Annotated in this window: 19 protein-coding genes; 7 read left to right on the plus strand and 12 right to left on the minus strand. The window is 69.0% G+C overall.

Features of this window, described 5'->3' with window-relative positions:
* Positions 1–294: 294 nt before the first annotated feature.
* Entirely contained in the window at positions 295–1,401 is a 1,107-nt protein-coding gene (locus tag F573_RS0108330; protein ID WP_019022186.1) for a GTP-binding protein, read from the plus strand.
* A gap of 31 nt (positions 1,402–1,432) precedes the next feature.
* Here F573_RS0108330 and F573_RS0108335 read toward each other — a convergent pair whose 3' ends face one another.
* The 7 genes from F573_RS0108335 to F573_RS0108370 form a co-directional block, all read right to left on the minus strand.
* Complete coding sequence (locus F573_RS0108335; RefSeq protein WP_019022187.1) at positions 1,433–2,419, minus strand: succinylglutamate desuccinylase/aspartoacylase family protein; 987 nt, start codon at positions 2,417–2,419, stop codon at positions 1,433–1,435.
* Positions 2,420–2,659: 240 nt separating this feature from the next.
* A complete protein-coding gene (locus tag F573_RS0108340) occupies positions 2,660–3,745 on the minus strand; it encodes a hypothetical protein (RefSeq protein WP_019022188.1) in 1,086 nt (361 codons plus the stop codon).
* 97 nt (positions 3,746–3,842) lie between these two features.
* Entirely contained in the window at positions 3,843–4,928 is a 1,086-nt protein-coding gene (locus tag F573_RS0108350) for a hypothetical protein (protein WP_019022190.1), read from the minus strand.
* Positions 4,925–8,290, minus strand: coding sequence for a toxin VasX (locus F573_RS0108355; protein ID WP_019022191.1), 3,366 nt, complete (start codon positions 8,288–8,290; stop codon positions 4,925–4,927). The genes F573_RS0108350 and F573_RS0108355 overlap by 4 nt, the downstream gene beginning before the upstream one ends.
* A 113-nt stretch (positions 8,291–8,403) precedes the next feature.
* Positions 8,404–8,877, minus strand: coding sequence for a hypothetical protein (locus F573_RS0108360; RefSeq protein ID WP_231384400.1), 474 nt, complete (start codon positions 8,875–8,877; stop codon positions 8,404–8,406).
* On the minus strand, positions 8,867–11,389 hold the full coding sequence (locus tag F573_RS14225) for a type VI secretion system Vgr family protein (protein ID WP_019022193.1): 2,523 nt from the start codon (positions 11,387–11,389) through the stop codon (positions 8,867–8,869). Before F573_RS14225 ends, F573_RS0108360 begins: the two co-directional genes overlap by 11 nt.
* A gap of 121 nt (positions 11,390–11,510) precedes the next feature.
* Complete coding sequence (locus tag F573_RS0108370; protein WP_019022194.1) at positions 11,511–13,439, minus strand: thioredoxin domain-containing protein; 1,929 nt, start codon at positions 13,437–13,439, stop codon at positions 11,511–11,513.
* Positions 13,440–13,570: 131 nt separating this feature from the next.
* Between F573_RS0108370 and F573_RS0108375 the strand changes: the two genes are divergently transcribed.
* The 6 genes from F573_RS0108375 (at position 13,571) to F573_RS0108400 (ending at position 18,826) form a co-directional block, all read left to right on the plus strand.
* The gene (locus F573_RS0108375) at positions 13,571–14,566 is read left to right on the plus strand and encodes a MerR family transcriptional regulator (RefSeq protein ID WP_019022195.1); all 996 of its coding nucleotides are present in this window, start codon (positions 13,571–13,573) and stop codon (positions 14,564–14,566) included.
* Between the two features lie 22 nt (positions 14,567–14,588).
* On the plus strand, positions 14,589–16,145 hold the full coding sequence (locus tag F573_RS0108380) for a cryptochrome/photolyase family protein (RefSeq protein WP_019022196.1): 1,557 nt from the start codon (positions 14,589–14,591) through the stop codon (positions 16,143–16,145).
* Complete coding sequence (locus F573_RS0108385) at positions 16,142–17,566, plus strand: deoxyribodipyrimidine photo-lyase (protein ID WP_019022197.1); 1,425 nt, start codon at positions 16,142–16,144, stop codon at positions 17,564–17,566. Before F573_RS0108380 ends, F573_RS0108385 begins: the two co-directional genes overlap by 4 nt.
* A gap of 151 nt (positions 17,567–17,717) precedes the next feature.
* Positions 17,718–17,864: a hypothetical protein gene (locus tag F573_RS0108390; protein WP_231364979.1), complete on the plus strand. Its 147-nt coding sequence runs from the start codon at positions 17,718–17,720 to the stop codon at positions 17,862–17,864.
* Positions 17,848–18,435: a Fic family protein gene (locus F573_RS0108395; protein ID WP_019022198.1), complete on the plus strand. Its 588-nt coding sequence runs from the start codon at positions 17,848–17,850 to the stop codon at positions 18,433–18,435. The genes F573_RS0108390 and F573_RS0108395 overlap by 17 nt, the downstream gene beginning before the upstream one ends.
* A gap of 124 nt (positions 18,436–18,559) precedes the next feature.
* Complete coding sequence (locus tag F573_RS0108400; protein WP_019022199.1) at positions 18,560–18,826, plus strand: hypothetical protein; 267 nt, start codon at positions 18,560–18,562, stop codon at positions 18,824–18,826.
* 38 nt (positions 18,827–18,864) lie between these two features.
* On the opposite strand, the gene F573_RS0108405 is transcribed toward F573_RS0108400, so the two are convergent.
* The 5 genes from F573_RS0108405 to F573_RS0108425 form a co-directional block, all read right to left on the minus strand.
* On the minus strand, positions 18,865–20,190 hold the full coding sequence (locus F573_RS0108405) for an MFS transporter (protein ID WP_019022200.1): 1,326 nt from the start codon (positions 20,188–20,190) through the stop codon (positions 18,865–18,867).
* Positions 20,191–20,197: 7 nt separating this feature from the next.
* Complete coding sequence (locus F573_RS0108410; RefSeq protein ID WP_019022201.1) at positions 20,198–20,719, minus strand: hypothetical protein; 522 nt, start codon at positions 20,717–20,719, stop codon at positions 20,198–20,200.
* On the minus strand, positions 20,716–21,015 hold the full coding sequence (locus F573_RS0108415; protein ID WP_018945842.1) for a nucleotidyltransferase domain-containing protein: 300 nt from the start codon (positions 21,013–21,015) through the stop codon (positions 20,716–20,718). Before F573_RS0108415 ends, F573_RS0108410 begins: the two co-directional genes overlap by 4 nt.
* Before the next feature lie 85 nt (positions 21,016–21,100).
* The gene (locus F573_RS0108420; RefSeq protein ID WP_019022203.1) at positions 21,101–22,609 is read right to left on the minus strand and encodes a ribonuclease H-like domain-containing protein; all 1,509 of its coding nucleotides are present in this window, start codon (positions 22,607–22,609) and stop codon (positions 21,101–21,103) included.
* On the minus strand, positions 22,606–25,005 hold the full coding sequence (locus tag F573_RS0108425) for a DEAD/DEAH box helicase (RefSeq protein ID WP_019022204.1): 2,400 nt from the start codon (positions 25,003–25,005) through the stop codon (positions 22,606–22,608). The genes F573_RS0108420 and F573_RS0108425 overlap by 4 nt, the downstream gene beginning before the upstream one ends.
* Positions 25,006–25,068 lie beyond the last annotated feature (63 nt).

Raw genomic sequence — 25,068 nt, forward strand, 5'->3', positions numbered from 1 at the left:
AAGGCGACGCGGCAATCGGCCAAAGATGCCTGCACCCTGGCACAGGCGGCTTCGGATGGAGATCGCCACGTCACTGCGCGACTCGCGATGACGGGGAAAAGGAGGGCCATGCGAATCGCGATGACGGGGACGCGAATGGCGTCGCGCGAACATGAACGGGGGCGGGTGCGTAAACGGGTTCGCGAACCGGTGCGGGTGCGGGTACGAATCAAACGATCGCGCCGGGTCCGGTCACCGCGGGATCCGCGAACCACCACTGTTATCATGTTTCACCGTCGCACCACGGAGACCGCCATGAGCCGCACAGAACCCGCCCACCGGGACATCCCGGTCAACCTTGTCACCGGCTTCCTCGGGGTCGGCAAGACCACCACCATCCGCGCCCTGCTGGCCCAGCGCCCGCAGGACGAGCGCTGGGCGGTACTGGTCAACGAGTTCGGCGAGATCGGCGTGGACGGCGGCCTGCTGGCCGACACCGGCGTGCGCACCGAGGAGATCCCCGGCGGCTGCCTGTGCTGCGTCTCCGCGCAGATGTTCACCGTGGGCCTCAACCGTCTGATCCGCCAGCAGCAGCCCGACCGCATCCTGATCGAGCCCACCGGCCTCGGGCATCCGGCCGAGATCATCCGCACCCTGACCGCCCCGCCCTACGACACCGCGCTGGATCTGCGCGCGACCGTCACGGTGATGGACGCACGCCACCTCGCCTCGCCGCGCCACCGCGAGCACCCCAACTGGAACGACCAGATCGCGGTGGCCGACGTGCTGATCGCGAACAAGGCCGATGCCTGGAGCGAGGCCGACCGCGAGGCCCTGCATGCGTTCGTGGCCAGCCTGCCAGCTCCGCGCCCGCAGGTGATCGAGACCCGTAAGGGGCACATCGATGCGGCGCTGCTGGACGCCCCGCGCCTGGAGCACGGTGGCGCCCTGTTCCCGGAGGCCCGGGCGTTCCTGGCTGCGACCGCGGACACCGGCCACGATCATGGCCATGACCACGACCATGACCATGAGCACCACCACGAACATGAACACGGCGCCGATTCCGACCCCGGCGACTGGGTCGTGATCGACAATCGCGGCGACGGGTTCGTCGGCCGTTCATGGCGCTTCCCGACGTCCACCGTGTTCGATCACGCGGCGCTGGAGGCCCTGATCCAGGAACAGGACGCGGACCGCCTCAAGGGAGTGCTGCAGACCGAACGCGGCTGGCAGCAGATCAACCGGGTGGAGCGCGATGGCGGCCTGGAAGCCCTGACGACGCCCCCGGACACCACCCCGCCCCGCCTGGAGCTGATCCGTGCCGAAAGCGGCGACCGCGGCGGCCGCGAGGAGCTCGAGGCGCTCAACGCCGTGGACCGCGCCCTGCGGCGCGCCGCCCGACTGCCCGCGGACGACGACTGAGCCGCCAACGCCCCCAATCAGGCCCCGGGGCCTACTGCGGACCGGGCGGCACCTCGCGGTCGCTGAACTCCGCGCGGTAGAACCACTCGTTCCCCGGCAGGCTGTTGGGGTTGGGGAACACGATGAAACCGTCCTCCGGCGCGCGCACCTCGGTCCCGTCGGCGCGCACGCCGATCAGATCACCCCGGGTCAACGGATCGAAACTCTTCCACTCGCGGGCGAAGGCATCATCCGGGTGGTCGCGGTCGATGACCTCCACCAGGCGCAGCACCTCGGGGTCGGCCTGCCCGGGCGTGGCGTGCTGCGGCAGCATCGCCAGCTGGGCCAGCGCGTTGATGATGGCGTTGTACGCCACCTCCGGCGCCTGCGGGTCGTCGTGCTGGCCGCATTCCAGGGTCACCCCGTAGCCGCCCTGGCTGCGCATGTACTCGGTGGTGCCGATGCCGTAGCTCGGATCGGTGGACAGGATCTGCGTCCGGTGGCTCGCGTTGGGGTTCTTCATGCGCTTCTCCACCCCGCGCGCATAGGTGTCCAGCCAGCCCTCCACCATGCGCCGCGGTCCCAGGCAGGCCGCCAGCGCCTGTTCCTCGGCCGCCTGCGCAAACGGCTCCAGATCGCCATCGTTGTCACGCGGGCCGAGCATGATGAACGGCTGCCCGCCGGTGTGGAACGAGTGGAGGTCCAGCAGCACGTCGTGCGCCGCCAGCAGCGGACACAGCCGGTTGGCGATACGATCCTCGAAATCCTGCGGATCCTCGGTCACCCGCAGGTTGCGATTGAGATTGCGCTCGCCCATGCGCTGGTTGCGCTGCACCGCCAGCGGGTTGGTGCGCGGCACCAGCGTGAGCGTGCCGCGCAGCAGCTCGCGTTCGCCGGATTCCAGTTCCGCCTGCAGCCGCTCGGTCGCCTCGGTGCCGCACAGCTCGTTGCCATGCACCGCACCCAGCACGATCAGGCGCGGCCCGGGCTCCAGGCCGTGGAAGGTGACGGATTTCAGCGCCGTGGGCTGACCGGACATGCGCACACTCCTGCTTGCGTGGAAAAGGCGCAGTCTAGCGACCGTCCCCGCGATCCTCCAGCCGCGGGCCACAATGATGATTATGAAAAGCAAGCACACCCGTCCAACGCCAACGCCGACAAGCAAGAAAACGTTCAGGCGGCAGCCACAGCAGGCGACAGTCGTTGTCGGCGGCTAGCCCGCCGCTGGACTGCGTCGGGCCAAGCTTCACGCCAGAGGCGTCATGACAGCGACCCCGGCTCATGCCGCCGGGTCCGGGTGGAGTCGGGCCTGCTGCTGGCGGTAGGCGTCCATGCCGATGCGCCCGATCTGCGGGGTGAGTTGGCAGCGTTGATTTCGCCAGGGGAAGCGGGCCTGGGCCCTTCGGCGCTCCGCGCCCTCGCCGGACTTCCAGGCCTCCAGATCGAGATCGCGCCAGAAGCGCGGGTCGCGGCCGGTCTGACGATCATGCTCGGCGGTCACCGGGTCGCGGGCGCGGAACGGCTCCAGGCGGGGCACGTCCGGCATGGGCTGGGTGATGTCCATGTAGCGCTGGATCATGTCCCACAGGGCGCGCACCTCGTGATCGTGATCGACCACCCCGCTCAGCGAGGTCCGGTTGAACTGCTCGCCGCTGTAGCGGTGCACGAACATCAGCCGGTAGAAGATCCCGCCCCGCTGCACCACCCGCTCGAGATAGGCATCGAACTCCACGAACGGCGCCTCCAGCGGTGGCTTGCGCCGGCCCCGGGCAAAGCGCACCCGCCCGGTGCGGCGGTTGAACTCGCTGCTGCGGTTGTCCAGGTAACGCTGGCTGCGGGCGGCGATGACCCCGTGGAACGGCTTGAGCAGGAAGGCGCCGAGGTGGATCAGGCCGATCATCAGGGGTTGGGTGGTGTAGACAGTTAGTATGGTTGCGATAGAAAGCCCGCTTAACAAAATCAGAGCAATTACCGGTGGCGCGAGCGCCTCGTTGTACTGAAACAGCGGATCTCGTATCTGCTCTGTAATGAAAAGTGGAATAGCCAAAAGGGAGAAAAAATAAACCACCGGAACCGCGAGTATCAGCACAGAGAGTCCCAGCTGACTCTTGAGGAAGCGGATCCGCTCGTGATCCCACCACCAGTCGTCCGACTGGTGGAACTCCGGATCCTGCTGTTCCTGGTGCTGCACGAACTCGGCGTCTTCCAGCACCCGCTGGTGGGGGTCGATATGGGCGTAGTCGCCGAACGGCAGCAGGGTCTCGCCGAAGCGGTCCCGCGCCCTCGGTGGCGCCGGCAGCGGCGGGATGGCATCCGAACGGTAGGCCCCGGGGGCGTAGTCACCGGAGGGGTCGGGGCGGCTCATACGTCGAACTCCTGGATGTGCCAGTACAGCGGGTCCTGTGAGCGCACGGCGCTCTCCCGCGGCAGCAGCTGGCGCCGGCCGATCACGAAGGGGTTCATCAGCCCGCCGGGTCCGGCTGGAGCCGGGTCTGCTGTTGGCGGTAGGCGTCCATGCCGATGCGGCCGATCTGCCGGGTGAGCCGGCAGCGCTGGCTGCGCCAGGGGAAGCGGGCCTGGGCCCTCCGGCGTTCGGCGCCCTCGCCGGACTTCCAGGCCTCCAGGTCGAGGTCGCGCCAGAAGCGCGGGTCGCGGCCGGTCTGGCGGTCGTGCTCGGCGGTCACCGGGTCGCGGGCGCGGAACGGCTCCAGGCGGGGCACGTCCGGCATGGGCTGGGTGATGTCCATGTAGCGCTGGATCATGTCCCACAGGGCGCGCACCTCGTGATCGTGATCGACCACCCCGCTCAGCGAGGTCCGGTTGAACTGCTCGCCGCTGTAGCGGTGCACGAACATCAGCCGGTAGAAGATCCCGCCCCGCTGCACCACCCGCTCGAGATAGGCATCGAACTCCACGAACGGCGCCTCCAGCGGTGGCTTGCGCCGGCCCCGGGCAAAGCGGACCTGGCCGGTGCGGAGGTTGAACTCGCTGCTGCGGTTGTCCAGGTAGCGCTGGCTGCGGGCGGCGATGACCCCGTGGAACGGCTTGAGCAGGAAGGCGCCGAGGTGGATCAGGCCGATCATCAGGGGTTGGGTGGTGTAGGCACCGATAATGCCAGCGCCCAGAACGCCGGCCCCCAGAATAAAGAAGATTACCGTGGGTGCTAGTGACTCGTTGTACTCAAACAGAGGGTCGCGTATCTGATCTGTAATGAAAAGCGGAATGGCCAGCAGGGCGAAAAAATAAACCACCGGAACCGCGAGTATCAGCACGGAAAGCCCCAGCTGGCTTTTCAGGAAGCGGATCCGCTCGTGGTCCCACCACCAGTCGTCCGACCGGTAGAACTCCGGATCCTGCTGCTCCTGGTGCTGTACGAACTCGGCGTCTTCCAGTACCTGCTGGTGCGGGTCGATGTGGGCGTAGTCGCCGAACGGCAGCAGGGTCTCGCCGAAGCGGTCCCGCGCCCTCGGCGGCGCCGGCAGCGGCGGGATGGCATCCGAACGGTAGGCCCCGGGGGCGTAGTCACCGGAGGGATCGGGGCAGCTCATACGTCGAACTCCTGGATGTGCCAGTACAGCGGGTCCTGTGAGCGCCCGGCCAATTGTTTGACGAGCGCAGTAAAGGGATTGTTGACCGTGCGCTGTGCTCGACCCGGTGGCTCGCCATGCTCGCCGTCCCGGTAGGGCTCGTACTGCGTCAGCGCCGGGGTGGGCAGGACCATCTCGCCCCGCTCCCACGCGATGCGAGCCTGCAGCGCGATCCGCAGGCGGGCGCTGGACGAGACGGAGACGCCGCCCATCTCGACCCGTTCCTCGGCAGCCCGGCGCCGAACCAGAAAGCGCACGGCGCTCTCCTGCGGAAGCAGTTGGCGCCGGCCGATCACGAAGGGGTCCGGTGCCTCGGTAATGTAGGTCGAGGCGTATTGATCCCCGAACCGGGTGGGGGTCGTGGCCGTGGTCTGCGTGAGTTCCTGCACGGCCAGGGTCAACGATTCGCCCGGGCCGATCCGGAAGCGGCTGATCAGGGGCGTGCGGACGGTGACGACGTAATCGCGGTTGCCGGGCCCGGCCGTCTCGCCGATGCTGGCCAGCAGGGCCTGCTGCTCGTCCGCCCCGAGCCGGCCGTAGCGTTGCACCTCGGTCTCGACGGGGCTGAGCGCGGTGAGCAACTGCGGGTAGTAGCGGGTGTCGTCCGTGGATTCCGGCTCCGCCTGGGGATGGGTGCCGAGCGGGCCCTGGCGGAGCAGCTGCTCGAAGTCGGTGTCCTGGTTCATGGCGGCGTAGCTGGTACCGCCGATGGCCAGCCCCAGGCCCAGCAGGGCCCAGCCCCAGCCCGGGATCAGCAACAGGCCCGTCAGCAGCGGGGCGGTCACGAACAGTGCGGCGGCGGCCCCGCGATCGCCCTGCTGCAGGCTGATGCGCAGTTCCCAGGCGCTGATGCCGACGGCGGCAACGCCTGCACCGAAGTTGAACAGGCCGACGGTGCGAACCAGGGTGCTGGCGCCGACCTTCTGCAATCGGGCGCCGATCAGCGGCCAGTTCTTCATGTCGAACCAGGGCCGTTGCACAAAACGCCCCGTCCGCGATACCGGTTCCGGGTAAAGGGCGGTATGCAGTTTCATGGAGGCCGCTGTCAGGTCAATGAAGGCTCCGAAAGCTTTTGCTTCCTGGAACAGACTCCGGTTTGCCCGTTCGGCCTGTTGAACAGCCGCATACTCCCGGGCGAGGTTATAAATCGCAAAGCCCACCAGCATCCGCGAGATGGCCGGCCCATCCACCACCACCCGGGCCTGCCCGGCCACCTTGGCCAGGCGGAGCTGGGCGGCCCGGGCTGCCTCGGGGTGGCCCGCGGGCAGCACGAACACCAGGGTGTGCCCCGCCACGCGCCGGATCGCGTCGTCCACCTCCGCGCTCATGCGTTTCGGGCTGGTGGAGCCGGTGAGGTTGCTGTCGGCATCGACCTGGTCGGCAAAGAGGTAGTCCCGCCGGGTCTGCAGGGTCTCGCTGGCGCGGTCGCGGTCGGTGAGACCCCAGTGGAGGCCGTCGCCATGTACGCCCAGGATGGTGTAGCGGTCCAGGTCGACTTCGCCTCGGCGCATGATGCGCAGTTCGCCGCCCAGGTCGCCGTCGATCAGGTTGGCGTGGCTCTCGACCGCGGTGAACAGGCGCTGCAGCCGGATCACCTCCACGTCGTCGGACACCCGTTCCACGGCGCGCAGCACGGCCTGGCTCCACTGGCTTACCACCGCACGCAGGAGCCCCCCGACCCTGCCGGCGTTGGTCAGGTGGAGAACGGCTTCTGTCTGCTCCTGCTCCTGTTCGGCCAGATTGCGGGCCATCAGCCCGAGCGTCTCGAGACCCAGCGCCTCGGCTCGGGCTTCGTCGATCTCGCTGTCGTCCCCGGCCAGCCGGCGCAGGAGGGCGTCCGACGGGGCGCCATCGCCGTCGTCCGTACCGGGCGCGGTGGCATCGGCCTGCTCGGGGGCAGACGGATTCCACAGCGATTGCAGGTCGGCGCTCGTGAGCAGGGTTTGCAGAAGGTTGCGCGCGCGTGTTGCCGGAGCGCTATCCGGGTGATCGTGCAGGACGCCCGGGAGTTGCTGCAGCACACCGAGAAGGTCGGCGCACAGGGCATACCCTTCGCACAGGCCGAGGTCGTGATGGCTGGTGAAGTCGCGCAGCACGGCGGTGATCTGCCCTTCGCTCGCCAGCCACTGGAGGGTGTGGAGCTGCCGGTTCAGCAGGGCCACCGTGGCGTCGCGCTCGGGTTGCTGGAGAACCGCGTCCAGCCGCTCGGTGTCGAGGGCGTCCCGATAGTCGGCGAGGGGGTTGGTGCCCCCGTCCTCTGGTGCGGCATAAAGGGCCTGGCGGATCAGCCGGGCCGAGTGCCCCAGCGGTTGCTCCGCCAGTTCCGCATCGAGGGCGTCGAGGTAGTGCTGGGCGAGATGGATCTGCGCCAGGGCGTGACGCAGCGCGAACAGCGGGTCCGGTATCGGCACGGCGATGACGCCGTCGTTGTCCCGCCGGCCGTCGAGCAGGTCTTCGCCATCCTCGCACTGCAGATCCAGCGAAGCGGCCCGGTCGTCCTCGCCGGCCTGCGCCCAGCGGTGCCGAAGACGGGCGCACAGTTCGTCCTCGGCCGGGGCATTAAAGTCGGGCGTGAAGGCTTCGGGGGCCTCCAGCATCAGCTCCATGCCGAGATCGCGCCGGCGCAGGGCAAGGACGTCGGCGAGGCGGCCGGCGGGGAAACCCCGCGTCAGGGACAACTGGCGCTCCCCGTCAGCAAGCACCGCCGCGGCCGCGTTGATGGCGGCGCTGCGGGACTTGATCCGCGCGGGGTCCGCCTCCAACCAGCGGATGTAGGAGCCGCTCCAGGCGATCTCGCTGTAGGCGAGACGCACCTTGTGCAGGGTGGCCTCCCCCTGCAGCATCGCGGGAGCGAGGATGTGTTCCAGCCACTCCCCCTCGGCGGGGCGTTCATCGGGCAGTTCGCCGGTGTCGGTCTGCTCGCGGCAGGCGGCCAGGTCCACTTCGCTGAGGCGGCCGTCGGGACCGACCTCGAGTTCGCGCCACAGCCGATCGCGGAAAAAGACATACAGATAGCCTGGCCGCAGCATCCCGAATGTCACCGATGCGTCCTCGCTGCCACCCCCGAGGTGGGCGGGCAGCCCCCGCACCAGTTGTGCCAGCGGACGGATGGCCACCAGGGTGTTGTCCTGCAGTTCCCCGTCCTCGCGCTCCTCGACCGCGCGGGCATGCTCGAGCAGCGCGATCTCGATCTCGCCGCCCCCCTCGCGTTTCGGGATCACCAGCGCCAGGGTGCCGTCTTCCTCGTCCGAGTACTCGGCGCGGCGGCGCACGCCCAGTTCCACGGCCTCCTCGTTCAGTTCCTTGAGATCGCCTTCACTCATTCCTTGTGCTCCTCGTTCGAAAGTCGCTCCGCGCTGAAAAGCGGGAATGGTTCTCAGCCGGCCGGAACGAGGCCTTCCGGGCAGGCACGTTGTTCAAAACCCGGTGGGTGGGCTCATTTGCTCTGTTCCGGAGGTGGCCCCCAGGGCGTCCCTTGCGTCATGACAAGATCATGTTCGTCGACGTAGTCGCGTTCATATATGTGGTAGTTCTCGATCGCGTCGATCTCACGGACAAGGTGCTCCAGTAGAGCTGCCGTATGTTCATGGCGTTTGCCGCAGTCCTTTACATAACGGACGGCATATTCCGGACGTGGCGAGTTGTACGATACGGAGGCAATGCGATACTGCGTGGCGAGGCCCTGCCTGCCGATGGTGCGCGAGATCATGTCATTCACTTGCCTTACGGCATCGGGCGTGTCCAGATCACCCGTCAAGTCGAAGCGCACGATACAGCCGCCACGGTCTTCTCCTGCATACGAGGCCTCGCGGTCAGAGGTGTTCGGGCAACCCGCCAGCAAAAGGGCGAGAGCCAAAAACAGCATGTTCGCAGAAATCTTCATGACCTTTTGGCTCATTTCAATCGACAAGGGTATAAATCCGGACGGCAACGCCATGCGAATTGTTGTGGGGTGATTGTTGCCTGGGTAGCTCAAGAGTCCAGAGGTGTCCTCCCTCGGAGTCGTAACCGGCATCGATGACTCGAGTCACGGATTGTCCGAGACCGACATGCCCGCCTACATTGAAGTCGGGCTCCGCCCTGGGGCGGCCCACGGGCGGAAGTGCTCGCGCGACCGGCTTTACTTCTCCACTGTCGTCCAGCGGATTGACCCATACGGCCACATGCGCACCATCAAGGCCGATGGTGTGGCTGATGAGCTCTACTTTTAGCCTCCGGTTTGACACCACCCGTTCGGTCTGCCCTTGTGCAGCCAGTTCACGGGCAAACCTCCACTGATCCACTGCAGCTCCGGCAGTGCCCTCTTCTTTTTCACTTGAGGGTCTCTCCTTTGCGGCAGCTGTGCTATCTGGTCCACTGCCCGCGCCCTGGTGCTCATCGGAGGGCCGTGCTTGCGTGCGTGCCTGTGTAGCAGCCGCGTCTGCCCGACCCTGGCGCAGGCGGACCTGCTGGCCGTCTTCACTGCCGCTGGTGATATCCACCAGCAATTCCCGCTCACGCTCTGCGGTGCCTTCGGCCATCGAGGCCTCCCGAATGGCGTCGGCCCCTGCCCCGGGCGCGGGTCCGGAGGTGCTCGAACGGCTGCGGGGGCTCGCGTCCGCGCTGCGGGGATGTTCGGGCATCTGCACCTGCGGTGGGCTGCCGGAGCCGGGGCTGCCGCCGGAGTTGAGGCGGACGTTCGGGCCGCTGAGGGTGACGCCGGAGGGGTCGACCTTGATGAAGCTGCCACCGGCCTGGAGGGTGATCTCGGCGCCGGCGTCGAGGACGATCTTCGTGCCGGCGGCGTGGTGGATCTCCCGTCCGGCCTCGACGAGCTGGGCGGTGCCGAAGCGCTGGTGCAGGGTGCCGTCGACGGTGAGGTGCTGGTCGGCGGCGGTGTGTTCGCGGCGTTCGCCCTGGACGGTGAGGTGTTCATTGCCGCGGACCTCGGCGAGGCGGTCGCCGTGGACGCCAAGATGGCTGTGGCGTTCGATGGTCTCGCGGCGGTCGTTGCGGGTGATCAGATCGAGGTCGCGCTGGGCGTGGAGGTGGATCTGTTCGGCGTCGCGGGCGTCGTCGAAGCGCAGTTCGTTGTAACCCTCGGCCTGGTGGCTGCGGGTGCGCAGCACGGAGCGGGTCTTGTGTTCGGGCAGCGGGTACGGCGGGGGGTTGTCGCCGTCGTGGACGGCGCCGGTGACCACGGGGCGGTCGGGGTCGCCCTCGAGGAAGTCGACGATCACGGCGTGGCCGATGCGCGGGAGCAGGACGCTGCCGTAGCCGGGGCCGGCCCAGGCCTGGGCGACGCGGATCCAGGCGCTGGCGTGTTCGTTGTCCTCGGCGTAGCGGTCCCAGGGGAAGCGCAGCTTTACTCGGGCGTGTTCGTCGCAGTGGATCTCCTCGCCCTCGGGGCCGACGACGCGGGCGATCTGCGGGCCGTCGACGCGGGGTTTCTGGTCGGGGTGGTACGGCGGGCGCCAGTCGCGGTCGGCGGGGACGAGGGTGACGTGGTTGTGGAGGCGGGCGACGCCGTCGCGCGCCGCCGGGTCGGTGTCGCCGAGCAGCACGGCGTCTTCTTCCAGGGCCTGGGGCTGGTGGCCCTCGTGGAGGGCGCCGACCACCTGCCAGTCGCGCCGGCGTTCGCCGCTGTCGTGGCCGTCGAGGGTGAAGCGGGTGCCGGGGTGCAGCTCCGGCAGGTCGCTCTCGATCTCGGCGGTGTGGGCGTCGGCGCGCAGCTGCTGCAGGCGCACGCGGGTGCGCGCGGTGGCCTCGGGATCGCGCTGGAAGCGACCGGGGAAGTCGTAGTGTTCGTAGGCCTCGATCGGGGTGTCGAGTGCTTCCTCGTGCAGGAGCCGGCGCCGCGGGTTGCGGAAGTAGCGGTCCTCCAGAGTGGCGCGGTGCGGGCGCAGGCGCGCGGTCTCCTGCAGGCGGTGGATGTGGCGCTCGTCGGCGCGCCCACCGGCGCGCGGGCGGCAGGGCCGCTCGCCGAGGTGGAGCAGGCCGCGGTGGGTGTCGGAGAAGACCGGGCGGTGGCCGCCCTCGGGGTCGTCGTCGATGCCGTGCTCGGCGAGCAGGGTGTGGATGACGTCGAGCGGGTCGGCCTGCTGGAAGATGCGGGCGTTGCGCCGCAGGGCAAGGCGCCAGAGCGCGGGGCGGACGACGAAGCGATAGGCGGTGCGGCGGGCGCCGGTGCGCCCGCGCTCGAAGTCGGTGACGATGCCGTGGACGCGGCGGGTGACCTGGCCGTCCTGGTGGATGGCCAGCGCCAGGTCCTGGTCGATCCAGTCGTCGGGGTCGAGATCGGGGCTGGGGTGGACCAGATCCAGGCTCAGGGTGAAGGGCCGGGACAGCGCCTCGTCGAGGGTGAAGCGGGTAACGGCGGGCAGGGTCTCGGGGTCCACCCCCGCACGCGCGAGGGTGAAGAACAGTCCATTGCGAGAAGGCATTAACCACTCCGTGGTTCAGTCCAGGGTCAGGGCGTAGTTTGTCGGAAAACCCTCCCGTATGTGGACACGGGAATCAAGGGAATAACTTCACAAAATCCTATCCCTCGCCTTTCCATCCCATTCACCTTCGAACGTTGTCCCCGCGATCCTCCAGCCACAGGATCAGGCCCGCGTGGTGCAGGGGATTGCTCTCGATGCCCTGCCCCGGCTCCAGCGGATAGTCGGCCAGCGCGGACTCCAGATCCGCATCCGCGGCGGCGTGTTCGGCCGTCAGCTGCAGCACGGCGGTGGTACCCGACGGGCGGTGCACGGCCGGATGGAAACGCTCGGCGATCATGCCCGGCAGCGGCGGGTCCTCGGTGGTGCGGAAACCGTCCTCGCCGGAGAAACGCGTCCAGGCGGTACGCAGCAGGGCGCGCACCCGCTCGCCGTCTCCGCTGTCAGTGGCGGCGTCCCAGTCGTGCAGGCCGCGGGCCACGTACGCGTAATCCGGCAGCGTGGCCGGGCCGGCCTCCTCCGCGGGCAGGCCCAGCAGTGCCGGCAGATCCTCCGGCTCGTCGGCCCGCGCCGCCAGCCAGTGGCGCACGTCCCGGCCCATGGCCGCGTACTCCTCGCCCAGATCCTGACGCATCGCCTCGGCCAGCGCCGACAGCAGCAGACCGTGGGCGCCGGTCAGCACCTTCTCGTCACGCGGCAGGCCGCGTTCCTGACGTGCCTCGATCAACGCCTCGCGCCCCCGGTCGACGTAGTCGCGCACCCGCTCCTCGTCGAGACCGAAGCGCTCGCCCAGGGCTGCGGTGTCCATCCGGTCGGCCGGCAGATGCCCCGCGCTGAACGCAGGTGCGCCGTCCATGCCGAAGCGCGCCCGCACCAGCTCCGGCTCGGGGTGATCCTCCAGCGCGGCATCCAGGGCCGAGCCCGGCCACAGATAGGCACCGCCCTCGCGGCCCTCGTCGTCCAGCGCCGACAGGCTGGAGGCAAAGCCCCGGAAATCGCTCTCCGGTGCGCCCGCCGCGCCGGGGTCGGAATCGCGCAGGGCCATCTCGCGGCCGACGAAATCGAGAGTCTCCAGGCCGATCCGCGTCCAGTCCTCGCGCCCGAAGAGCTCGCCGGCACGCAGGTAGACACGCGCCAGCTGCGCCTGATCCTCCAGCATGATCTCGAAGTGCGGCGTGCCCCAGTCCGGGGTTTCCGAATAACGGAAGAAGCCGCCGCCGAGCACGTCGCGCAGCCCGGATCCGGCCATCTCTTCCAGAGTGATGCTCAGGAATTCCCCGACCCACTCCGGCGCGCGGGTGTCTTCGTGGGCGGTCAGCAGTGCATCCAGATAGGGGGAATGCGGGAACTTGGTCTCCTGCCCGAAGCCCCCGCCCAGATCATCCGCTTCGCGTTCCATTCGACTCCAGAGGACGTCCGGCAGGCGTGCCGCACGCTCCGCCGACAGGGGCTGCTCCCCGTCGCGCAGACGCTGTTCCAGCTCGCGCGAGCCGGCGGCGGCCAGTTCGGCCAGGCGCTCCTCATCCGCCGTCAGCCGCTCCACCACGCCGTCGAGGAACTCGGCAAAGCCATCCCGCGGCGCATAGACGATCCCGGTCAGCGCATGGCCCTCGGGCATCACCACCACGTTCAGCGGCCAGCCGGCACTGCCCCCGGTGGCGCGCTGGAACTCCAGCAGATAGGTGTCCAGCGCGGTATGCACCTCGCGGTCCAGCTTGACCGGGATGAAATGCTCATTGAGCCGCTCGGCGATGCCCTCGTCGAGAAAGCTTTCCTCGTGCATCACGTGACAGTAATGGCAGGAGAAATAACCGCTGGAGATCAGCAGCGGCCGACCGCTTTCGCGCGCCTCGTCCAGCAGGTCCCGGTCCCAGGCCCGCCACTGCACCGGATCTTCCGCGTGCAGACGCAGATACGGGGAGATGCTGTCGGCCATCTCCGGATTCGCCGGCTCGGCCGCCAGCGGATGGGCTCCGGCCAGGACCAGCGCCAGACCCGCCGCCAGAACCGCAAGCGTGCGGCGCATTTCGGACACGGGATTCATGAAACTCATGGCCTACCTCAATCCGGACGTGTAATGTCTGTAAGACCGCTCAAGTTGATCAAGCATTCCCTCGCGGAATTCCCGAGCCGGCATCCACCTTTTTCGTACATGGTCTGTACAGATCCTGTATAGTTCGGAGCATGGCCATCGCAACCGACAACGACTCGAACGAGCAGGCGGGGCTGTACCCGATCCGGCACGTCTGTGCGGAGACCGGCATCAATGATGTCACCCTCCGCGCGTGGGAGCGTCGGTACGGGCTCATCCGCCCGATGCGCACCCCCAAGGGGCACCGCCTCTACAGCGAGGAGGACATCCGGCGGGTCCGTCGGATCATGGAACTGCTGGACCAGGGCATCCCGGTCTCGCAGGTCCATCGCGTGCTGCAGCGCGACGAAGACGCCGCGGCACAGGAATCGGCCGCCCCCGAGGCGGACGACGCACCCGCCTCGCCGGCACCCGGCCGGCGGCCGGCGATCAGTGGCCCCGGGATTGCCCCGCATACCGCCGACCCCATCGCCGACGCGCTCTACCACGCGGTCGACCCGCTGGACGTGGAGCAGCTGGACCGCGCCTACGCGCGGCTGGTAATGCGCCACGGATGGGACGGGGTGCACGAACGCGCCTTCCTCGAGGTTTATCGTCAGTTGCGCGAGGAGTCCCGCCATTCGCCGGAGGGCGAGGTGCGCCTGGCAGTATTCTCCGCCTGGGCCACCGCCGCCCTGGCCGACCAGCTGCGCAATGCCCTGCGGGCCTGCGAAGGGCCTGTGGCACCCTGCCTGGTGCTCGGCGGCGGTCATCAACAGGTCGGCGGCATGCTGCTCCAGGTCAGCTGTGCCCGGCGCGGTCTCGCCACCCTGTCGTTGTTCGACGCGACCAGTGCGGCCGCGCTGGAGTCGCTGGTCGGCACCCTGGGTGCGCGCGGGATTGTTCTGCACGGCTCGTCGCGCCTGCTGCGCAGCCCGGACCTCAATCAGGTGGAGGGAATCCTGGCGGCACCCGGAGCGCCGGTCTACCTGGCCGGCTCCGCCGCCCTCGAGCTGTCAAAGCTCGACCGCCAGCGTCCGGTGGAAGTCCTGCCCGGCGCCCCCCTGGAAGCCGCCGACCGGCTCTGGCAGTACCTGGGCCGCGGCTGACCCCCCGGATGGGCCCGAGGCGATGGCGACGCCCCTGCGCACGCTGCTGATCGTCCTCGGCGACCAGCTGGCCCCCGAACACCCCGTCCTCGCCACCCTCGACCCGGCACAGGATGCCCTGTGGATGGCCGAAGTCACCGGCGAATCCACTCACGTCCCCTCGCACCGGGCCCGCACCGCGCTGTTCCTCGCATCGATGCGCCACTTCGCCGAACGCCGCCGCGCGGCCGGGCTGACCGTGCACTACCGCCGGCTCGGCTCGACCGATCGCCCGGCAGACCTCGGCGGCACGCTGAAACACGACCTGGCGCACCTGCAGCCACAACGCCTGTGCGTGCTGCAGCCCGGCGAACGGCGCGTGCAGCAGGATCTGGAAGACGCCGCCGCACGCCACGGTCTGCGTCTTGAGATTCGCGAGGACCCGCATTTCATCGACACCCCCGAGGCCTTCGGCCGCTGGGCCGGGTCGCGCCGCGAACTGCGCCTGGAGCACTACTACCGCAAGCTGCGCCGCGAGCACGACGTGCTCATGGACGGCGAGGCGCCCGCCGGCGGCGCGTGGAACTTCGACGCCAGCAACCGGGGCAGCTTCGGTCGTCAGGGCCCCGGCCTGATCCCGGAGCCCCTGGGCTTCGCGCCGGATGCCATCACCCGGGAGGCGATCGACGACGTGCGCACCCACCTGCCGGACCTGCCGGGCGAGCTGGAGGCCTTCGACTGGCCGGTCACCCCGGAGCAGGCGCAGGCGGCGCTGGAGGATTTCATCCGGAACCGGCTGCCCGCCTTCGGCACCTGGCAGGATGCGATGTGGACCGATGCGCCGTGGCTCTACCACGCGCGGATCTCCGCCGCGCTCAACCTGCACCTGCTGGACCCGCGCGCGGCCATCCGCGAGGCCGAGGCCGCATGGCACGACGGGCACGCGCCCATCGAGGCGGTGGAGGGCTTCATCCGCCAGATCCTCGGCTGGCGCGAATACGTGCGCGGGCTGTATTTCCACTTCGGCGACGACTGGCACGCCTGGAACGCGCTGGACGCCCACGAACCGCTGCCACGGCTGTACTGGGACGCCGACACCGACATGACCTGCCTGGCGCAGGCGGTGGGCCAGACCCTGCAGCTGGGCTACGCCCATCACATCCAGCGCCTGATGGTGACCGGGCTGTTCGCCCAGCTGCTGGGCGTGGAACCGCGCGCGATCCACGCCTGGTATCTCGGCATCTACGTGGACGCGGTCGAATGGGTGGAGCTGCCCAACGTGCTCGGCATGTCGCAGTACGCCGATGGCGGGCGCATGGCTTCCAAGCCCTACGCGGCCACCGGGCGCTACATCCAGCGCATGAGCAACTACTGCCGTCACTGCCGCTTCGATCCCGGCGAGGCCACCGGCGAGCGCGCCTGTCCGTTCACCACCCTGTACTGGGATTTCCTCGACCGCCACCGCGAACGCTTCGCCCGCCACCCGCGCACCGCACTGCAGTGGAAACACGTCGAACGCATGGAGCCCGAGCGCCTGCAGCAGATCCGCGACCGCGCGGGCGAGCTGCGCCGGCGCCTGCGCAAAGGAGACCGCCTGTGAGTACCCCGTCCCCCGCCCTCGTCTGGCTGCGCCGCGACCTGCGTCTGGCCGACCAGCCCGCGCTGCACGCCGCCCTCAGCCGCGGCGGCCCGGTGATCCCGGTGTACATTCACGCCCCGGACGAAGAAGCGCCCTGGGCCCCCGGAGCGGCGTCGCGCTGGTGGCTGCATCACAGCCTGCAGGCGCTGGGGGGCGAGCTCGAGGCCCTGGGGGCCACGCTGACCCTGCGCCGGGGCCCCAGCCTTGAGCAGCTCCGCGCGCTGGTGCACAAGACCGGCGCCGGCGCGGTCTACTGGAACCGCCTGTACGAACCGGCGATCACCGCGCGCGACGCCACCATCAAGGCCGCGCTGCGCGAGGACGGTCTGGAGGTGCACAGCTTCGCCGCCGCCCTGCTGCACGAACCCTGGGAACTGGCCACCGGTCAGGGCACGCCCTACCGGGTCTTTACCCCGTACTGGCGCGCCGCCTGCAAGCGCGGGCTGGAAGGCGACCCGCTGCCGGCCCCGAGCCGCATCCCCGCGCCGCCGTCGCCTCCGGCCTCGGAACCGCTGGAGGCCCTGGAGCTGCTGCCGCGCATCCTCTGGGACAGCGGGCTGGCCGCGGCCTGGAACCCCGGCGAGCGCGCCGCTCTGGAGCGTCTGCAGGGCTTCATCGAAGACGGCGTGGGCGCCTACGCCGAACGCCGCGAGCGCCCCGACACCGATGGCACCTCGCGGCTGTCGCCGCATCTGCATTTCGGCGAGATCAGCCCGACCCAGATCCTGCGCGCCCTGCGCCAGGCCGGGCTCGAGCCGACCGACGGCCCGGCCGAGCCCTTCGTGCGCGAACTCGGCTGGCGCGACTTCGCCCACCACGTGCTGTACCACTTCCCGCACACCCCGGAGCAGCCCCTGAACCCGCGCTTCGAGGCCTTCCCCTGGCGCGAGTCGGCGCAAGACCTGGAGCGCTGGCAGCAGGGTCGTACCGGCATCCCGGTGATCGACGCCGCCATGCGCCAGCTGTGGGAGACCGGCTGGATGCACAACCGCATGCGCATGGCCGTCGGCTCCTTCCTGACCAAGAACCTGCGCCTGCACTGGCACGCCGGGGCGCGCTGGTTCTGGGACACCCTGGTCGACGCCGACCTCGCCGCCAACACCCTCGGCTGGCAATGGGCCGGCGGCTGCGGCGCCGATGCCGCGCCCTACTTCCGCGTCTTCAACCCGCAGCGGCAGGGCGAACGCTTCGACCCCGACGCCGCCTACATCCGGCGCTTCGTCCCCGAACTCGCCCGCGCCCCCGCCCACGACATCCACCAGCTGCGCCCCGGCCTCGCCGCCGACTACCCCGCCCCCATGGTCGACCTGAAACAGAGCCGCCAGGCCGCCCTCGATGCCTTCGCCACCATCAAGAACCCGCCGAGGTCCGACCATGGTTGAGGCACCGTCGTCGTCATCGCAGACCGGGCGAAACGTACGGTGCTACACTGGAATGTTAGAGAGTTTTTCTGGATTGAGAATGGAAATGAAGCCGATCAAGAGACCGCGCCTTAGCTTGCAGCCCCTCGGGCCACACGACCCGGTTGAGCGCGTGCGGCGATCCCGCGCCAACATCCGCCTTGAGGGACTGCACGCCGACCCGCGGACCGAAGCCCTGGTCGCAGCCATGGCTCGCGGGGAGATCAATGCCGACAAGGCCGTTGGCGAGATCCGTTCCTGGTATGCCGGTCGAACCTGAAACCTGGCCCGGCACCAACGTCTACATCAACCACCTCGGTCTGAAAGACCGCCGGGAACTTGCCGAAGCCGAAGCATCCCTCACCTGGGTCCGCATCGAAGAGTACCGGGATCGACCCCACCGCCCCGCCACATTCGACCTCGAACACCTGTGTCACATCCACCACCAGATTTTTCAGGACCTTTATGACTGGGCGGGGCATATCCGCTCGTTCGACATCCGCAAGGGTTACTGCGAATTCACCCCCGCCGGGTCCATCGAACACTACGCTCATCAGATCTACACGGAACTGGCCGAACAGGATTTTCTTCGGGGACTGGACCGCGAGCCATTCACTCGGAATCTCGCTCGCTATTACGACCTGATCAATCGCCTGCACCCCTTCCCGGAAGGCAACGGACGAACGCAGAGGCTCTTTATCGAAGATCTGGCGGCATTTTCCGGTGTCTCCGTAAACTGGGGTCTCGTCCCGCAGTGGCAAATTGTCGAAACCGCCGTCCGGGCCTTCGATGGCGACCGCGAACCAACAATCTGGATGTTCAGCGAAATACTGGAATGGGTGGTTGACTGACGCCGCCCGCGGCTCTTGCCGGCCCTGACAGAGCCGCCAGGCCGCCCTCGATGCCTTCGCCACCATCAGGCAGAGCGGGTAGAATGGTCCGCGATCCCATGAACCCAACAGCGAGAATCCGGCGATGAACACCTTTTCGGAAGGCAACCTGCAGTACCCGCGCAACGTCTCCTACAACTTCAGCCAGTACGAAGACACCACTCCGGTGCGCGTGGAGGCCGAAGGCAAGCGCTACGTGGGCCAGCTGCTCAACCACGAGCCGCCCTACCGCGTGCGCGTGACCGAAGAGATCGTGACCCCCGGCAGCGCCCGTTTCATCCCGGTGCGCGAGATCCAGCTCCAGAGCCTCGACGGCGTGGAATACCTGCACCAGGGCCACCACGCGCACTGAGCCATAAACCGCGAGCCGGCTCCGGCCGGCTCAACGGTTCACACGCCGGCGATGTGGTCGGGCATGCGCACCGGGGCAGACGCGATCAGGGCGATCACGAACAGCGCCAGACAGAACAGGATGGCGTTGGCCAGCCCCAGCCAGGTCTGCAGCAGGCCCAGCCCCAGCAGGCCGAAGATCGCCGCGGCCTTGGCCGCCAGCCCCCAGAACCCGAACCAGCGCCCGGCCTCGCGCGGCGGGGACATGATCGCCACCAGCGCGCGGCCGGCCGACTGCGCCGCCCCCAGGCTCAGGCCGGCGACCGCTCCCACCACCAGGAACACCTCCTGCGCCTCCACCGGGCGGCCCAGCAGCGCGGCCAGCGCGTCCGCCACCGTCGGCGTGGCGTAGATCGCCAGCACCGCCAGACACCACATGATCAGCGTCAGACGGTAGATCCGCACCGGCCCCGCGCGATCCTGCAGCCAGCCGAACCCGATCGCCCCGACGATCGCCGTGATCTGGGTGATCACGAACATCGTCACCCGCGTGGACTCATCCCACTCGATCACCTGCGAGCCATAGATAAAGGTGAAGGCAATGATGATGTAGATCCCCGCCATCAGGAAGAAGATGGACACGAACAGGCTGCGCAGCGCGCGATCCTCGCTCAGGCGCTGCAGCGCCAGCAGCACGCGCCGCCAGCCCAGCCCCAGCTGCACCCGGCGCGCAAGCTCGCGGCGCGTGCCGCGCTCCTTCAGAAACAGAAAGGTCGGCAGCGCCGAGACCAGGAAGAACGCCGCCGCGAACGGTCCCACCCAGCGGATGCGGTCGAAGTTCTCCTCGGTCACCTCACCCAGCAGCCCCAGCGCAAACGCCGTGGCCACCAGCCCGCCCAGATACCCCAGCCCCCAGCCCAGCCCCGAGATCCAGCCCAGCCGCTCCGGCGGGCCCAGGTCCGGCAGGAAACTGGCGATGAACGACTCGCCGATGGCGTAACCGAAGTTGGAGGCAACGATCAGCGCCATGCCGAACCAGATCAGCCCCGGCTCGACGAAATACAGCAGTCCTGTGGTCACCACCGTCAACAGCCATGAGCCCAGCAGGAACCGCTTGCGCGTGGCCGTGGCATCCATGATCGACCCCGCCAGCGGCGCCAGCAGCACCACCATCCCGTAACTCACCGCCAGCGCCACGCTCCACAGCAGATTGCCGAGGCGGTAATCGGGCCCGTCCCCCACGATCACGCGGGTGAACAGATCGCCGAAGATCACGGTGATGATCAGCAGGGTGTACGCCTGATTGGCGAAATCGAACATCGCCCAGCCGAAGATCTCCCGGCGGGGCGCCGGCGCCTTGGGCGGATAGCGCCGGATCAGCGACATGCCGGCACTATTCCGCTCCCGCAAGCGATACGGGCACCGCCGTGGAATCCAGTCCCATGCGCTCCACCGCGAAACGCCGCACCCGCTCGTAGGTGTCCAGCAGCATATCCGTGTGCGCGCGGGTACGACAAAGGTCTTCGGCGAAGGTCTCCGGATCGCGCATGTACTCGTGCACCAGCCGGTTGCGCAGCCGCCGCACTTCAAGCCAGTCTTCCAGGTCCTCGATCACACCCAGACGTTCCGCCCGATTGAGGACCTCGATCTGACTGCCCGGAGTTTCCGCCAGCGCAAGAAGCCAGCGTGGCAGGAGCTTGTCGGCGATGGTGTCCTGCATGCGGCCGAAACGGGACACGAATGCTTCCATGCGCTCCGCTCGCTCCGGGGCGTCGCCCAGCGCTCGCACCCATTCAGCGTCGATCGATTCCGCTGCCAGCCGCCCGCGACTCCAGTCCAGATGTTCTCCCTCCCGGCGCACGATCTCCAGCGTCTGCAGAAAGCGATCGACTGGCAGCAAACTTTCCTCGTTCACAGCGGCACCCCCGTGCGACGGGCTTCGCGGTGAATCGGCTCGCAGGTCGTATCGGGATCGATGGTGACCACATCGAATTCGCGATCCCCCAGGCGCCTCTGCAGGCGCGCCACCAGGGTCAGCTCCCGCGACCGCCGATCCGGCATCGACTGCGGCAGCTCCACCAGCAGGTCGATGTCCCCGCCGCGCGCGGCATCATCCGTGCGCGAACCGAACAGCAGCACGCGAGCCTCCTCGCCAAAGACCTCCCGCACCGTGGTGCGAATCGTCTCGCGGGTTTCGTTCGACAGGCGCATGGGCATGGACTCGACGTGGCGAGGGATTCCGGAATCGTAACAAATCCCCGGCACCGGAACGGACCGGTCGGGGCCAAGCCCGGCTTCAACCGGTGGGAGGCCAGCCCTCTGGCCGATCGGGGGCCGAGTCCGGGCTCGCGTCGGCGAGCAGGCCTGCATCCCGGCCGAGGCGCTGTACCAGACGGGCACACCGCGCACGCGCGGCGGCAGAATCCGGCAGGCGACGCGCCCACTCCAGGGCGGTCGCGGGGTCACGGCGCTGATGCTCGTGGTATTTGGCCAGGGCCTCGATGGCTTCCGGATGGCCCTGATCGGCCAGAGGCTGCCACAGGGCGACCGCGCGTTCCCGGACGCCAGCGCGACGCCATTCCCGGGCGAGCCACAACCGCCCGGCGGGGGTCAGCCGTTGTTCGCATTGCTGCAGCAGCCGGCGGGCTTCCACCGGCCCCCGAAGCTGGTGCAACAGACGCGCGGCGCCCTCGGGCGAAGCCAGCTGCGCCGGCGGGTCGGCCAGCACCCCGGCGAGCGCGGGACCCAGAACAGCCAGACTGAAGATATCGTCGGCATTGTGCCGCACCACACGCTGCAGCAAATCCGCCTGACCGAAGCGCAGATACGCCTGCCACGCCCACGGCGCGTCAGACCCGGGGAGGTCATCGGGGCGCTGCAGGCCCAGAAGCCGTTCTTCCGCGGTGCGCAGGCGGCAGTCGGGCCAGGCATGGCCATACAGCGCGCGTACCGGATGGAGAAAGTCGGTGTGAGCACTGTCCGCCGGATCGTTTCGACGCTGCATGCGCCGGCGGTCGCGCAGCAGCGGCAGGTCGAAGGTCTTGCCGTTGTAGCTGACCAGGCGCTCGCAGCCGGCCAGCGCGGCGTCCACCGACTCCAGCATGGCGCCCTCGCCGGCGAAAGCGGTCATCAGCCACTGGCGCAGGCGCAGGCCCTCGCCGCTCGGGGTCGCCAGGCCCACCAGAAACGCAACGGTCCCGGCACCACCGGCCAGCCCCGTGGTCTCGGTGTCGATGAAGCCCACCCGTTCGCCGGCCTCCCAGAACGGCCACGCCGCCCCCAGGGTCTCCCCCAGAGTCAGCCGGCCATGTTCGTGCCCCGGTGGCAGCTCGCGATCCAGCAGGATCACGTGTTCGCCAATGCGACTGCCGCCGAGACGTTCGGCGAGTTCATCGACGGATACAGGCGGGCCATTGGGACTCATGGCGGGCGCCGTCGCGCTGTTTGCCTTCCCGACTGCGGGGGGTACGGCGGACGGCGGGGCATCCTGCGGACTGGGCGGTTTCGGCGCAGCCCCCATACGCCGGATCCGTTCGCGCAGCTCGGCCAGCGCGCGGGCACGCTGCGGGCTTTCGCCCTGCCCGGTCGCCGGCGCCCGGCCTTCGCGCACGGACCCGTCGTTTCCCGACGTACCCTCCGGATCTGCGGAGGGGTCCGTCAGCGAACCGGTTTCTTGCCCGGATTCGGCCCCGGGGGCCGTACCGGAGGGCCCGGCCCCGTCCCGGACCACCTCGTCCGCGTTGCGCCGTTCCGGGGTCACGCCGGCCTGCCGTCGCAGGGTGTTCAGCCGGTCGGACAGGCTCATGCCGCCACCTCCACGTCCAGGGCCTCCAGCACGGTGAGCGCCGCCTGTTTGGGCGAGAACCCGCGCACCTCGTCGCTGGCGAGGATCGGGCCGATGCAGGCGGGACAGCCATGGGCACAGCCGCAGTTGCGGATCAAGGCCAGGGCGTCGCGGACCACCCGCACCCGGGCATCGAACAGCGGCGACGACAGCCCGACGCCCCCGGGGTAGTTGTCGTACAGGAACACCGCCGGGCGGAAGCGCGCCTCCTGCTCGGGGTCGCGCTCGCCACCGTCCAGGGTGCGCAGCTGGCCGCGGCCGCCGGCCCCCACGGTGGCAAACCAGCGGGCGTCGCCGTCACCCACCGCACGACCGAGATCCTGCGGTTCCGACATCACCACCAGCGCGGCGACGTGATGCATCGCGTAGGCCGCGCCGAGAAAGCCGTCCAGCGCCTCGTGGCGCGAGGCGAAACGCTCCTCCAGCGCTTCCGGCGCCATCTGCCACCAGACCGAGGTGGTGTGCATCTCCTGGTCCGGCAGATTGATGTTGCCGTAGCCCACGTTCTCGTGGGTGTAGTAGCGGATCTTCTTGTAGCCCGGGATGCGGCGGACGATATGCACCTCGCCGCGCGCGGCCTCCCCCTGCCCGGCCGCGCTGCGCTCGAAGTCGTCGAGGATCTTCAGCCGCGTGTAGTCGATGGCGTCGGTGTAGTAGTCGGCGCGCGTGCGCGTCACGAAGGCCTTGCGCCCGTCCCAGTCGAGGTGCTCGACCTGGTAGGGCACCGCCTGCACCAGGTAGATCGCCCCCTCGTACAGGGTCTCGACGGCACTGGAGAAATCCACCTCGGCGATAATCTTCTGCTGCCCGTCGCTGGTATCCACCACCACGAAGTTGCCCTCGGCCACCGAGCGCAGGCTGACGCTCTGCGCCGGGTAGCTGTCCTCGGTCCAGTGCCAGGTGTCGGACTCGCGGTGCAGCACGCCCTCCTCTTCCAGGTAATTCAGCAGCGCCTCCAGATCTTCGCCGCCGAAGGTCTCGCCGCGCCGGAACGGCAGCTCGAAGGCGGCGCAGCGCACGTGGTCCAGCAGGATCAGTAGCTGGTCCGGGGCGATGCGCGCCTGCTCCGGCGACTGCCCGAGAAAGAACTCCGGGTTGCGGATGATGTACTGATCCAGCGGCTCGGAACTGGCCACCAGCACGCCCAGCGACGGCCGGTTGCGCCGCCCGGCGCGGCCTAGACGCTGCCAGGTACTGGCGATGGTGCCGGGGTAGCCCGTCAGCAGGCACACGTCCAGGCTGCCGATATCCACGCCCAGCTCCAGCGCGGAGGTGGCGATCACGCAGTCGACGTTGCCGCCGCGCAGCGCCTTCTCGGTTTCGCGGCGCTCGTTCGGCAGATAGCCGCCGCGATAGGCGGCCACCCGCGCCGCCTTGCGCGGGTCGTTGTCGAACACGTCCTTCATGTAGCGGGTGATGATCTCCACCATCAGCCGGGTGCGCGCGAAGATGATGGTGGACAGCCGCGAGCGCAGCGCCATGCGCGCGATGCGCGTGACCTGCGAACGCGCCGAGGCGCGGATGCCCAGATCGGCGTTGACCACCGGCGGGTTCCACAGCAGCAGGTGGCGTTCACCGGCCGGGGCGCCGCTCTCGGTGATCGCCTCCACCGGTGCGCCCACCAGCCCTTCCGCCAGCTCCTGCGGGTTGGCGATGGTCGCGGAACTCAGGATGAACACCGGATCCGCGCCGTAGAAGCGGCAGACCCGGCGCAGCCGGCGCATCACGTTGGCCACGTGCGAGCCGAACACCCCGCGGTAGCTGTGGGTCTCGTCGATGACCACGTACTCCAGGCTCTCGAAGAACTGCGCCCACTTGGTGTGGTGCGGCAGCACGCCCTGATGCAGCATGTCCGGGTTGGTCACCACGATGTCGCCGCGCGTGCGCACCGCCTTGCGCGCATCGCCCGGGGTGTCACCGTCGAAGGTGTAGGCGCGCACGCCCAGATCACCGGCCTCGTTGAGCTCCATCAGCTCGGCCACCTGGTCCTGCGACAGCGCCTTGGTGGGGAACAGATACAGCGCCTTCGCCTTGCGCTCGCGCGCCGCCTGCAGCACCGGGAGGTTGTAGCACAGGGTCTTGCCCGACGCGGTGGGCGTGACCACGACGGTGTGATGCCCGGCACGCACCCGATCCCAGGCCGCCCGCTGGTGGCTGTACAACCGCTCGACGCCGCGCGCCCGCAGCGCGGAGGCGATCGCCGGATCGAGGTCGTCGGGGATGGGCGCGGTGCTGGCCGGCCGCGCGGGCATCACCAGCTCGCCGGTGATCCGCTTGCGATAGCGCGCCTTCAGCCGCTCGGCCAGCCGGCGCGCGCCCTCCACTCCGGAATCGGTCTCTGCGTCCATGAGGCGCATGCTACTGCATCCGCCCGGGCGTGGTGGACGTCCCTGCCCCGGATCCGGAAGACCGACGGCCGC

The organism is Thioalkalivibrio sp. ALE23 (assembly GCF_000378545.1).
Classification (GTDB): Bacteria; Pseudomonadota; Gammaproteobacteria; order Ectothiorhodospirales; family Ectothiorhodospiraceae; genus Thioalkalivibrio.